Annotated in this window: 15 protein-coding genes; 10 read left to right on the plus strand and 5 right to left on the minus strand. The window is 38.8% G+C overall.

The window, feature by feature from the left end:
• Window positions 1-8: 8 nt before the first annotated feature.
• Window positions 9-641: an acrylate utilization transcriptional regulator AcuR gene (gene acuR / locus C2M25_RS04420; protein ID WP_063705322.1), complete on the minus strand. Its 633-nt coding sequence runs from the start codon at window positions 639-641 to the stop codon at window positions 9-11.
• A gap of 372 nt (window positions 642-1,013) precedes the next feature.
• Here acuR and rmf point away from each other — a divergent pair, with 372 nt between their 5' ends.
• Entirely contained in the window at window positions 1,014-1,184 is a 171-nt protein-coding gene (rmf, locus tag C2M25_RS04425) for a ribosome modulation factor (protein WP_036968408.1), read from the plus strand.
• Between the two features lie 64 nt (window positions 1,185-1,248).
• Here rmf and fabA read toward each other — a convergent pair whose 3' ends face one another.
• Window positions 1,249-1,764: a bifunctional 3-hydroxydecanoyl-ACP dehydratase/trans-2-decenoyl-ACP isomerase gene (gene fabA, locus C2M25_RS04430; RefSeq protein WP_063705319.1), complete on the minus strand. Its 516-nt coding sequence runs from the start codon at window positions 1,762-1,764 to the stop codon at window positions 1,249-1,251.
• A gap of 207 nt (window positions 1,765-1,971) precedes the next feature.
• On the opposite strand from fabA, the gene C2M25_RS04435 reads away from it, so the two are divergent.
• The 4 genes from C2M25_RS04435 (at window position 1,972) to C2M25_RS04450 (ending at window position 5,140) form a co-directional block, all read left to right on the plus strand.
• Window positions 1,972-2,829, plus strand: coding sequence for a 6-carboxytetrahydropterin synthase (locus tag C2M25_RS04435; protein WP_105180505.1), 858 nt, complete (start codon window positions 1,972-1,974; stop codon window positions 2,827-2,829).
• Window positions 2,822-3,640 (plus strand): M23 family metallopeptidase, encoded by an 819-nt coding sequence (locus C2M25_RS04440; protein ID WP_105180506.1) that lies wholly within the window; start codon window positions 2,822-2,824, stop codon window positions 3,638-3,640. Before C2M25_RS04435 ends, C2M25_RS04440 begins: the two co-directional genes overlap by 8 nt.
• Before the next feature lie 5 nt (window positions 3,641-3,645).
• Window positions 3,646-4,080, plus strand: a complete 435-nt coding sequence (locus C2M25_RS04445; protein WP_063705312.1) for an acyl-CoA thioesterase — start codon at window positions 3,646-3,648, stop codon at window positions 4,078-4,080.
• Window positions 4,081-4,225: 145 nt separating this feature from the next.
• Window positions 4,226-5,140, plus strand: coding sequence for an endonuclease/exonuclease/phosphatase family protein (locus C2M25_RS04450; protein WP_105174112.1), 915 nt, complete (start codon window positions 4,226-4,228; stop codon window positions 5,138-5,140).
• Here the strand turns inward: C2M25_RS04450 and C2M25_RS04455 are convergent.
• From C2M25_RS04455 to C2M25_RS21940, 3 genes are all read right to left on the minus strand, one after another.
• Window positions 5,110-5,517: a response regulator gene (locus C2M25_RS04455; RefSeq protein ID WP_105180507.1), complete on the minus strand. Its 408-nt coding sequence runs from the start codon at window positions 5,515-5,517 to the stop codon at window positions 5,110-5,112. The genes C2M25_RS04450 and C2M25_RS04455 overlap by 31 nt on opposite strands.
• Entirely contained in the window at window positions 5,514-5,783 is a 270-nt protein-coding gene (locus C2M25_RS21935) for a hypothetical protein (RefSeq protein WP_234003527.1), read from the minus strand. The genes C2M25_RS04455 and C2M25_RS21935 overlap by 4 nt, the downstream gene beginning before the upstream one ends.
• A gap of 68 nt (window positions 5,784-5,851) precedes the next feature.
• A complete protein-coding gene (locus C2M25_RS21940; protein ID WP_234003528.1) occupies window positions 5,852-6,430 on the minus strand; it encodes a glycosyltransferase family 2 protein in 579 nt (192 codons plus the stop codon).
• A gap of 221 nt (window positions 6,431-6,651) precedes the next feature.
• Here C2M25_RS21940 and C2M25_RS04465 point away from each other — a divergent pair, with 221 nt between their 5' ends.
• From C2M25_RS04465 to C2M25_RS04485, 5 genes are read left to right on the plus strand one after another with little or no spacing between them, the layout of a single operon-like run.
• Window positions 6,652-7,803, plus strand: coding sequence for a glycosyltransferase (locus tag C2M25_RS04465; RefSeq protein WP_105180508.1), 1,152 nt, complete (start codon window positions 6,652-6,654; stop codon window positions 7,801-7,803).
• A 9-nt stretch (window positions 7,804-7,812) separates the two neighbouring features.
• Complete coding sequence (locus tag C2M25_RS04470; RefSeq protein ID WP_105180509.1) at window positions 7,813-9,231, plus strand: lipopolysaccharide biosynthesis protein; 1,419 nt, start codon at window positions 7,813-7,815, stop codon at window positions 9,229-9,231.
• Window positions 9,215-10,579 carry an O-antigen ligase family protein gene (locus tag C2M25_RS04475; RefSeq protein ID WP_105180510.1) on the plus strand — a complete coding sequence of 455 codons (1,365 nt, stop codon included), beginning with the start codon at window positions 9,215-9,217 and terminating at the stop codon, window positions 10,577-10,579. The genes C2M25_RS04470 and C2M25_RS04475 overlap by 17 nt, the downstream gene beginning before the upstream one ends.
• Window positions 10,572-11,276, plus strand: a complete 705-nt coding sequence (locus tag C2M25_RS04480) for an acyltransferase (RefSeq protein WP_105174117.1) — start codon at window positions 10,572-10,574, stop codon at window positions 11,274-11,276. The genes C2M25_RS04475 and C2M25_RS04480 overlap by 8 nt, the downstream gene beginning before the upstream one ends.
• A 2-nt stretch (window positions 11,277-11,278) precedes the next feature.
• Window positions 11,279-12,415: a glycosyltransferase gene (locus C2M25_RS04485; RefSeq protein ID WP_105180511.1), complete on the plus strand. Its 1,137-nt coding sequence runs from the start codon at window positions 11,279-11,281 to the stop codon at window positions 12,413-12,415.
• Window positions 12,416-12,498: the final 83 nt, after the last annotated feature.

The following is a 12,498-nucleotide window of genomic DNA, read 5'->3' on the forward strand; positions in this document are numbered from 1 at the left end:
AAACGGCTTTATAAAATTAAACGTAAAAATTGCGCTGTATAGAGTGTGAGTGGTTCACTTGATTTATCAAGTTTTGAACGCATCACCGCACCTTCCCAGCCAATCCAAAAAAATTCAGCAAGCATTTTACAATCTGATGCCTGAGGAATTTGCTTTTGCTGCTTAGCATCAAATAAGCACTGCTCAATTAAAGTTTGCCAGCTGGCGTAAGCCTGCTTAATACGGTCAATCATCGGCTCATCAAGGTGACTGAGTTCTTGATTTAAATTACCTATTAAGCAACCACGCGAAAATTCAAACTTTGCCATGCCTTGTTTAGCATCATTGGCAAACAACACTATTCTTTCAAGGGGACTTATCTCATCGCTAAGTAAATGGCGCTTTAACTTGGCCTGAAAATAACTGTCATACGCATCAATGAGTGCTAAGCCAAAGTCATTTTTACTTTTGAAGTAATGATAAAAAGAGCCTTTAGGTACTTGAGCAGATTTTAAGATTAAATCAATGCCGGTCGCACTAAAGCCTTTTTCGGTTAACACAGCTAAACCTGTATTAATTAACAGGGCGCGCGTATCGGCATTTGAGCGTGCTATTTTTGGTGGCCTGCCGCGACGGCTTGGCGTGGTCTTATTTGTTTCCATACATCATATTAGACCGATTGGTTTTTAATATGCAAGAACTAAATTGCTTAAATTGTAATCATCATAAATTTGTCATGATTACAATTTAATTGGGAACTTTGCTAAATTGATGTTGGTCACAAATAATGACGCTAAAAAGAGCTGTAAGCTTTTTAGCTGAATTTAAGTGTATTAATAGATGGTTTTAGTTGAAGAGGTACGACCACTTAGTCATTTAAAATGTTAATTCATTTGATCATCAGCACGTTAGTTTTTGTCAATTTATTTAATTGCTTTTTGTTATTTGAATTTAACAGTTTTATTAACTATTCATTAAATGTAGATGTCAATTTCGCTACATATCTATAAATATAAAAGGTGAGGATATTACCTATGAAGAGACAGAAAAGAGATCGTTTAGAAAGAGCTCATTCTCAAGGTTATAAAGCAGGCTTGGCAGGCCGTTCTAAAGAACAATGCCCTTATCAACAAATCGACCCTAAATCAGAATGGTTAGGCGGCTGGCGAGAAGCTATTGAAAACCGCAATATGTTCAAAACTTAAAATAGGCACCTTATTTACGCAAAAAAGCCCCAGTTAGGGGCTTTTTTGTATCTGCACATCAATATTAGAATGCAGTTGTATCTTGGAAAAGACCTACTTTAAGATCTTTTGCTTCATAGATAACGCGGCCATCAACTTCTACAGTGCCATCAGCCATACCCATGAATAATTTACGTTTAATAACACGCTTCATGTCTAAACGATAAGTTACTTTTTTAGCTGTTGGTAAGATTTGACCTGTGAATTTAACTTCACCTACACCTAGTGCACGGCCAAGACCTGGGCCGCCAGACCAGCCAAGGAAGAAACCAACTAATTGCCACATTGCATCAAGGCCAAGACAACCAGGCATTACCGGGTCACCTTTAAAGTGACAATCAAAGAACCAAAGATCAGGGTTGATATCTAGTTCAGCAACAATTTGACCTTTACCATGCTCACCGCCGTCAGCAGTGATAGAGATAATGCGGTCCATCATTAACATGTTGTCACTTGGTAAACGACAGTTGCCTTCACCAAACATTTCACCTTGACCACAAAGGACCAATTCTTCTTTTGTATAGCTGTTTTTAGGTTCCATAACTCTTATTCATCGCTTAGAAATTGCCCCGTACTTTAGCGTACACTTGTACGCTAAACAACTCGGAGCAGTTAATTAATTGCTATTTTTCGCCTGTTTTATGACCATTTAATTAAACTGTCGCCGATAAAGGGAGATAAAACCGCGCATTGTGAAGTAAAAATCATTATAATTGCTGTGATTCTTTAACCAGTCTAAAGGAAATTTATGATCCTTTTTGTAAACTCACTGACAGTGATTGATTTTTCTTACTTGTGTAATAAACGCGGCGCAGTTGGCGAGAGCTGGATTGTGGATTTAACTCTGCATGGCCAATTAAATGATGAGTCGATGGTGCTTGATTTTGGCTTAGTTAAAAAGCAAATCAAGGGCATTATTGATAACTGTATCGACCATAAACTTGCAGTGCCTGCCAAATTAAATGGTTCACTTAAACAGCATGCTGAGCACAGCGTGCTAGATTGCCATTTTGGTGATAATTACCACCTAGCTATGAGCGCTCCAAACCAAGCATTTTGTTTAATAGATGCAGATGTTGTTGATGAAAAGTCGGTAACCGAGTTTTTAATCAAAACCATTATGCCAGAGCTGCCTAGTAACATCGAAAAGATCGAAATTAAATTATACCCAGAGCATAGCCAAAGTTTTTATTATCACTATAGCCATGGTCTTAAAAAGCACGACGGTAATTGCCAGCGTATTATTCATGGCCATCGCTCTCAAATAGGTATTAGTCTTGATGGGATGGCAATGCCGCGCTTACAAAAAGAGTGGGCAGATAAATGGGAAGACATTTATTTAGCGACTGCTGAAGATGAAATTAACAAAGCAGACCTTAAACACGTAACAGCACATGACAATGATGTGTGTTTTGCTTATACATCGCAACAAGGCTATTTTGAAATGGCGATTGATAAATCACGCTGTGACATTTTGCCTTGCGATACTACTGTAGAGTGCATTGCTGATTATTTAAGCTCTCAAGTAAAAATCCAATACCCAGAGTCAGAAGTAAAAATTACGGCTTATGAAGGTGTTGGCAAAGGGTCTATCAGTTATGCGTAAAGGACTACTGTTAGCAATATTAGCTGGGGTGTTTTCACTTTCAGCTACTGCTGTCGAATTAAAAGGACATTTAACTCAAGGTGGCTTAGTAACTGGGCAAATCGAAGGTGCTAAAAGTGTAAGTTTCAATGGCGAGCCACTTAAACTATCTTCTCAAGGTGAGTTTGTATTTGGCTTTGGCCGTGATGCAGATACAAATCACAGCTTAAGTTGGACTGACAGCAAAGGTGTTAGCCACGAACAAGCAATTGTCATCACTAAGCGTGATTATAAAATTGACAAAATTACTGGTGTTGCAAAGAAGTATGTTTCGCCACCAAAAGAAGTGTCTGAGCGTATTAGCCGTGAAGCTGTGGCTGTACGTAAAGCCCGCGAAGTTAATTCGGATTTACGATACTTTTTAGACCCTGTTTATAAACCAGCTACGGGGCGGATCTCGGGTGTTTATGGTAGCCAACGTTATTTTAATGGCGAACCACGCAGACCTCATTTTGGTTTAGACATTGCCAATAAAACAGGTAGCCCAGTATATGCGCCGGTTAGCGGTACTGTGGTGTTTGCTGATGCAGACTTATATTACTCTGGTGGTACCTTAATTCTTGATCATGGCCATGGCGTTACTTCTACCTATATTCATTTAAGCAAATTAGATGTCAAAGTAGGGGATGAAATTAAGCGTGGCGATAAAATTGCGGAGATCGGCGCGACCGGACGCGTAACCGGCCCTCATTTAGACTGGCGTTTTAATTGGAAGAATGAACGCCTTGACCCTGCGCTAATGATGCAAGACACATTAGCTAATGAAAAGTAGAGACTATGACACAACAAATCGATCGTGACGCTATTATTGCAAAGCGTATTGCTGATTCAACAACATCAGTTACAAAAACAGTTTTTCCTGGCCGTACTAATCACCACAATACTTTATTTGGTGGTGACGCATTAGCTTGGATGGATGAAGTAGCATTTATTGCAGCTACACGTTTTTGTCGTAAGCCACTAGTAACGATTTCGTCTGACCGTGTAGATTTTAAAGAAGCCATTCCAGCAGGTACATTTGCAGAGCTTATCTCGAAAGTTGTGCATGTAGGTAATACCAGCCTTAAAGTTGATGTTGAAATCTTTTTAGAAAGAATGCACAAAGATGACAAACACTTAGCTATCTCTGGCAGCTTTACTTTTGTTGCGGTTGATGATAATCACAGACCAACGCCAGTTGTATGCGATAAAATGATCAACGGTTTCGAATAAAACTGTCTGAAAGTGTTAACTGAGTTAAGTACCTTCGGGTACTTAATTTTGCATCTGCAAAGAACACATCATACTATAATTTGTTATATGAATCTCTCAGCAAGAAACAATATATGAAGCTATAAATAATCAAAGGGGGAGAGTGATGCGTTTACTATTTTTATTCAGTTATATAGTTATATTAGTGTTAGCCTTTAATCAATTCGATAATTACCTGTTTGATTTAGCGGCTGCTTTACGGGGCGTGCTGATTGTATGTAGTTTTGTCCCCGCCGTTTTTTTATTGTGGTGGAGTAAAAAGCTCTCTTTGAGTTTACTTGCTTTAAGTATTGGCTTAGTTCTATTTCATTTTAAACCTTACTCAGCTGATACAGAGGCTAACAATACTGATATCAAAATCGCGCAAATAAATTTGCAATATAGTAATCCGAATTTATCACAGATTATCAAAACCCATTTTGTAGAAGAACGAAACGATATCTTAGTGCTGTTTGAGTTTAATGATACTCAGCGCCATGTTCTTGATACGCTAAACACTCAATATCATGTGTTTGGTTATGCCGAAGTAGAAGGGGCGCCATTTGGTATTATTGTTATTTCTAAACTGCCTATTGTGCAAAAGCAAATTAAACGCTTTGACAACCCAAAGCTTGGCTACGTAAAACTCAGCTTTTTAAACAATAACGTTATGTTAAATAGTGTGTTTTTGCATCCTCCATCACCTAGGACTCACACTTTGTGGACTCAGCGTAATAGGGTTTTGGCAGAAGTTAATGCAGAAATTAAAAATTTGAAAGGCAGTTGGCTAGTTGCTGGCGATTTTAATACAGTTCCATGGTCTCGCTACTTCATTAACACAAACAACACCTGCTTTAATAGCATGGGTTACTATGGCAGTTGGTCAGCCACTTCGGTATTAGCGAGTTTACCTTTTACAGATTTGCCAATTGATCATTGCCTTGCAAGTGACGACATAAGCTTATCGCGTGTGCAAACTTTACAAGTAAAGGGTAGCGACCATAAATTACTTCAATACGAATTAACGTTTGATAATCCCTGATTAATTTTAAGGTGGCTATTTTCAATTAATATTTCAACTAGCATGGTTAGTTCAAAATTATCCCATGGTTTAGCTGTGATCATGTTAGCAATATTATTCGTTAATGCATTTTTCGAAGATTCAAGTTCTGCGTAACCGGTTATTAATAGTCGAGAACAGTGTGGTTGTAGCAGTTTAATATCTTCTAAAACAGCAAAACCACTAATTGCAGGCATCAGCAGGTCACATATGACCAGGCTGATAGGGTTTTGCTGCGCAAACTCGATTGCAGATAAAGGATCGCTAAAACAAATAACATGGTTATTGGTACCTAACAGTCGTTTTAGCGATCGTAAAATAGCTTCATCATCATCAATGATTACTATGGTTTTTTTCATGAATGTACTCCAAATAAGTGCTTTAAATCATAGAGCATATGTTTAAAGTTTCGTTTATGAGGAAAGAGCCAAAATGCTTTGTTTGAATACATTAAGGCTTTTGAATAATGCCCAAGCTCACGATAAAACTCGCCATAGCATTCACTTAATCGCGCCTTAATTTTTTTAAGCTCATTGTTTGATACAACAGATTGGTTACGATTTATAATTTCGACCATCGCCGCTAAACGGTTCTCTCTGTTTGCTGTAATAGAATTGGCGCGCATTAAATAGTGCATTGCACACAGAGTTGAGTAGGCGACATCACCGCGTTTAGCTATTTTTAACCAGCAATCTAAATCGGTGCGCTACTTAATTTATTGTCAAAACCACCCACATCAACAATGCCTGTACGTTTAACCATTACTGATGATGTACCAACAATATTGGTGGTGATCATTTGGCTGATTGGGTTTTCAAGTAATTGGAAATCTTTACTTTCTTTATTGCATTTAAACTCAGGCCAATAGTCGAAACACCCAATTATGTCCTCATTCTGTTCATTAAAATGCATATAGTCTGTGAAGCTTAAAACACAATCTGGATGTTTAAGATGGAATGCAAGTTGGCTAGCAAGCTTATCTGCAGACCAATAATCATCGGCATCTAAAAAAGCAAGGTAGTCTGAGTTTGCTTGTGTAATTGCAAGGTTTCTTGCAGCAACAACACCTTTACGTTGTTGACAAAAAATCCGTACTTCATTTTTTTCAGCAGCAAGTTGTTGTAGGTAGTCGATACTGCCATCAGTAGAGCCATCATCGACAATAATGATCTCGAACTGCACATTTTTTTGCTGATAAATGCTGTTAATACAAGTATCTAAATACTGTAAGCAGTTGTAGTTTGGAATGATAATACTGACTTGGCTGTTCATTATATGCTCCAAAAGCATTTCTTCACGTAGTAAAGGATACGCAATTTAGACGCCAGCTTTAAATCCGTATTTTCTGTTAAATTACTCAGCCTTTTCTCTTTGTGCGTTGCATTTTGCAAATGCAACGCATGTTTTTATCTCATTTCGGGAATATAGTGGCTTTTTTGTCGGGTATGGAACTTGCCATAGCTCTTATAACCGTTTTTATAGGAGCGTTTTTTATGAAGCACATTGCTATATTAGTCCCAAGCTTTCCGATTGCATCAGAAACCTTTGTGGTAACAGAAATAAAAGCGCTGTTAAACGCAGGGCACAAGGTGACGGTGCTCACCTTCGAAAAAACCAGTGTGTTGATTAACTTAACCAGCGCTATTGAAGTGAAAAAAATCACTAAACCGGCGTTTAAATTAATACTGCCTTCAATGCTAAATATTTATAAGTTAGTAAAAGCAGCTCACACTGCAGCTCAATTTAAATCAATTTCAACCCAATCATTACTTGCGTACGGTTATCAAATTGCACGATATATAAAAGCGGCGAAGATTGATCATCTACATTGTCATTTTATGCATGGGCCACTTGCTTATGGCATAGTCGCCGCAAAGCTGGCTGATATAACTGTGTCGTCGATAGGTCATGGCCATGATGTTTATGTAAACAACGCCGATTTAAAACCAAAACTAGCGCTTTGCGATTTTTCGATTGCGGTATGTGAAGAAATGGCAATGCAATTTAAACGCTTCTCAAAGAGCAATGTTAAATTACTTCATTGTGGTATTGATACCAGCCAATTTAAATATGTGCCTTCATCACTCAATGAGTCAGTACGATTAATTTTTATAGGTCGTCTTGTTGAAAAGAAAGGGCTGCAATTTCTTTTACCCGCACTCAAACATATTCCTAAAGAGTTCGGTATAACGCTCGACATTGTGGGCGACGGCCCAATGCTCAACGATTTAATGTACATGGCAGAAGAACTGGGGATCCGCAAATCTATTCGATTTTTAGGCGAAAAACCCCATGATTGGGTTAGCTCAAACCTGATTTATTACTCAGCACTTATTGCCCCATTTTGTGTTGCAGAAAATGGCGACCGTGATACGGGCCCGTTGGTCTTAAAAGAAGCCATGGCCTGTGGCCTGCCTGTATTAACAACTACTTTGATGGGGGCAAACGAAATTGTAACCCCAAACGTGGGTATGAAGTGTATGCCCGGCAGTATCTCTGGGCTCAGTAAAATGCTGTATAAATTCCATCAGCTTTCTCCTCATAAACGCTATTTACTTGGTCAAAATGCGAAGCAACACGTTAACGAGCATTACAACGCCGTTAAACAAGCAGAGCAACTTTCCAAATGGGTTGAATCTTTATAGGGAGGTTTTATGAGTAACTTAAAACAAATTGGCTATTTTGCTTTAGCTATCCTTGCAGTTAAAGGGTTCGGCTTTATTTTGTTACCCATAACCACGCGCTTTTTAGAAAAAAGTGAGTTTGGCGAACTTAATTTCTTAGTCACTATGTCGGCGTTATGTTCTCTGATTGTTTCACTTGGCTTGCCAGAGCTATTGCTCAAACAACAATACTCCTCTTTTCGTGAGAAAATGGCGTTATTTAGAGATTCGTTAGTATTAACAATCGGATTTAGTGCGGTATTTTTAATTGGGTGTTTTTTATTTGCCGAACAAATAATTTCCCTATTACCTGCGCAAATTAGTGTGCTTGATTTTAGGTTGCTCGTTGTTAATTTGTGTTTTGCATCAGTACTTTCGATCCCTTATACCTATTATCGTTTGTTTGGCTATGCGCAAAAATATTGTTTCTATAGTATTGCTCACGCAGTCATGCAAACCTGCTTAACTATCACTTTACTCGTTCTGGGCTTTAACGTGACAGGTGTGATGGCTTCAGGCGTTGCCTGTACGTGCATTATTATGTGTTTAACTCTGAATGATATGAGTTCGGCCCTAAAGGTTAGCTACTCACGCTTTAGCTGGCGAATCAAAAAATCGCAAACGATTTTCTTAATCTCTATCATCGCTTCAGGCCTTTTTGTTTATGCCGGAAATGGCGCAGAGAATTGGTTTATTGTTGCCCAGTTTAATGAAAGTGTCTTGGCAAGCTATTACGTTGCTGCGCAATTTGCCATTATTACATCCTTCACCTTTGAGCCAATTCGTCTTTGGTGGTTTGCTAAACGATTTAGTTTAATTAAAGAAGATAAAAGCCAATATCAACGTTATGCAATTACCTCTTTAAATGCCGGGTTAGCGATGTGTATTTTAATGAGCTTGCTTGCACCAATCGCGCTTAATTCGGTTCTACCATCAGACTATCATGGAAAAGATAGTTGGCTGATTTTATTAATCATTGTTGTCGCTATTCGCCATCACAGCGATATTGTTAATATTGGCTGCTACATGCACAAAAACGGTGTGTTTGTATCAATAATAAACTTTTTAACAGCACTTCTTGGGTTGAGCTTATTGCATTTTTTAGTGCCAAACCAAGGTGTCGAAGGTGCAATCCTCGCACTAATCGTAATGCAAAGCTTCAAATTGGTTTGTTTATATTCAGTTAGTCAGTACTTCGAACCTCTACAGTTAAATTTTGCGGCATTAATTCCGAGCTGGTTAGCATTGGGCTCTATGGTTCTTATCACACTAGGGTTTAACGAACTCAGTTTTGCTAAATGGGTTGTTTGCTTTTGCTATTTTGTCGGCCTTTCATTTCAATATAAAACCTTGTTTAAGCAGGTTATGAAAAGTCTAGTTAAGGGGCATCAATATGCTCAATTACTATAAACAAAATCAACTATTCATTAATGGCATTTTGGTCACTTTACTTGTCGTTGCGACTTACGCATTGCTAGGTCCCATTGCCGTATTTGCCTTATTGTTATTACCTTTTGCTGCTTTTACGGCAGTGAAGGTAAGCGTTGCGTTTATCATTTTGTTTATATTGTTTAGCTACTTTAGATTGCACGAAGCATTTCCGTTTTTGATGCCGTTCAAAATTCCAAAGTTACTCGCGTTGGCCTCTTTATTAGGGATTGTTTGGCATTTATTTATCTCTCAAAAATTAAAACCGCATTGGCATACAAATCATCTAATCTTTTTCATTTGGTTTGTGTGGCTCACTGTTTGTGTTTTTAGTGCCTCAAATCGTGGCTTAGCGATGGAATATTGGTCTGGTGTACTCACAAAAGTACTGATTATGGTGTTTGCAATATCCTGGTGGATGAACACGTTAAAGCATTTTAATGTGGTACGAATTGGCATCATGATCTCAGGAGCCGCTATTGCCTTGGTTGCCCTGAGTAACAAAATGAATGGTATTGGTCTAGTTGAAGGAACCCGCGTCACAATTTCTCGTGAGCTGCGTTCACAGCTAGGTGACCCAAACGATTTATCGCTGGTAATGATGTTCCCAGTGTCTTTTTTAGCAGCCGAAGTGTTTGATTCAAATGCGCATAAACTAAGACGTATCATCGCCTTTATCTGTTTGATCACGGCAATTAGTGGCGTAGTTGCGACGCAAAGTCGAGGTGGTTTACTCGGCATTGCTGCTGTACTTAGTTTTTTCATTTATCAAAAAGTTAAAAACCCAATTGTTGTTGGCTGTATTAGTGCGGTAGGCATGTTAGCTATGGTTGCATTTGCGGGTATCGCAGACAGGCAAAGTGGTGGCTCACACGAAGGGGGAGTAGATGAATCAGCAATGGGCCGTATTTATGCGTGGCAAGCTGCCATCAATATGGCGATATACAATCCATTGACCGGCGTCGGGGTTAATAATTTTGTTGTTAATTACTATTTTTATAGCCCGCATTGGGATGGCAAGAATCATGCAGTACACAGTACATGGTTTCAAGTATTAGGTGAAACAGGCCTTGTTGGCATATGTATTTTTGTCTTAGTAATTGCCTGTATTTACCGTAGCTTAAACCGTGTGTTTTTAATGAATAAGCAAATTAAAGACGAACAAATTGATGTAAATGCTAAAGCGCTAAAAGGCGGTTTAATTGGCTTTATGGTATCAGGAACCTTTTTAACTCAAGCATTTACATGGCCTATTTATATCATTCTTGCTTTAACCATTGCGTTAGAAAAGCTTGTAATTGATAAACAAAGGGAGACCTCACATGAGTGAACAAATTAAACACTGGCTTAAATCAAGCGACAGTGCAATTGCAAAATCGCTTTTTCAAATTGCCAAATCGATTCGCAATCCGCAAATGTGGGTGATCCCAGGCCTTCATTCACTGTTATATAAATTACATTTAGTGATAAAAACATTGCTGAGTGAAGTTGGACGAATTTTTTACTATACGCCCTTGTTCAAAAGCCAAATTAGCGGTTCAAAAGCTAATTTATACCTGTATTCAGGAATGCCTCAAATTTTAGGAAAACTTGAAATAAGTTGTAATGACAATACCCGAATTAGCGGTATCAGCACATTTTGTGGGCGTAGTCATGGCCATTACACACCTAAACTGATAATTGGCAGTAATGTGGATATAGGTTGGCAAAATGCCTTTTCAGTTGGCCGTAAAATTGTACTTGAAGATGATGTGCGTTTAGCGGGCAGGGTGTTTTTAGCAGGGTTTCCAGGGCATCCATTAAACTCTGCAAGACGAGCAATAGGTGAGCCTGATGACGAGTCACAAATAGGCGATATCATCATTAAACAGGGCGCCTGGATTGGTACAGGTGCGACTGTACTTGCCGGTGTCACAATTGGTGAAGGGGCAATCGTTGCTGCAAGTGCGGTCGTAACCAAAGATGTACCAGCAAATACCATCGTGGCCGGTAATCCAGCAAAAGTAGTTAAACAGCTGGAGGACTGATTATGAAATTCATTGTTTTTGGTGAAGATTGGCAAAGCCACCCAAGCAGTACTCAGCATTTGTTCAAACAACTGGCACAACAGCACTCCGTTATTTGGATTAACTCGATAGGTATGCGTAAACCAACATTGCGTTTAGTTGATGTAAAGCGGGTCTTCAATAAATTAAAAAGCCTTTTATTATCCACAAAGAAAACGGCAAACAATCGAACAGTAAACAAAATAAACGATGACAATTTCACTGCCCACACATTAGCGGTTTTACCTTGGCACGATAACGTTTTAGTAAGGTTATTTAATAAATGGGTTTTTCAACGAAAAAACTTTATAAACGATGAGCCAATTGTTTATTGGCTAAGTGTGCCAACAGCAATCAGTTTAATTGCACCGCGCGAGCAGGATAAAGTGGTGTATTATTGTGGCGATGATTTCGCAGCTCTTGCAGGCGTTGATCATAAAATGGTTGCGCCGTTTGAACATGAGCTTATTGAAAAAGCAGACACTATCTATGTTGTCACTGAGCGTCTTGCCAACAAAATGCCAAAGCACAAAGTAAAAATGCTCTCACATGGCGTTGATTTAGCGCTTTTTACTACGCAAACAGCGAAAGCCTCTGAACTTGAGCATATAAGTAAACCTATCATTGGCTTTTATGGTTCTCTCAATGCCTGGTTAGATAAAGCCTTATTGTTAAAACTCGCTAAAGAGAGGCCAGACTATCAATTAGTGCTAATTGGCCATCTAGTAGAGGATTTCCAAGAGCTTTTAAAACTTCAGAATGTAACGCACATAGAGGCTGTTGATCATCAGCGTCTAGCCTCATTTTCGCAGCATTGGCAGGTATCCATCTTACCGTTTGTTGATAACGATCAGATCAGAGCCTGTGATCCTCTTAAATTAAAAGAATACATTGCGACGGGCACACCCATCGTAACCACACGTTTTGCTGCGGTTGACCCATACCAAGAAACGATCTTAATCGCTGACAACCATCAGGGCTTTATTGAGCGCGTTGATTATGCTGTGAGCTTAAGTAAATCTGATTTCTTAAATTGGCGCGCAAACCAGTCATTGCTTGCACATAACCATAGTTGGCAAGCAAAAGCCTCATTAGTCTGCAAGCAACTTAGATTTTGCTGATTAAACTATTCAACCCAAAAGCTGCATCTTGTATCGTTTCAACATGCAGCTTTTTTTCATTTTGGCTCACTAACTGCAATTTA

The sequence above is a fragment of the Pseudoalteromonas sp. T1lg21 genome (genome assembly GCF_002964625.1).
Classification (GTDB): domain Bacteria; phylum Pseudomonadota; class Gammaproteobacteria; order Enterobacterales; family Alteromonadaceae; genus Pseudoalteromonas; species Pseudoalteromonas gelatinilytica.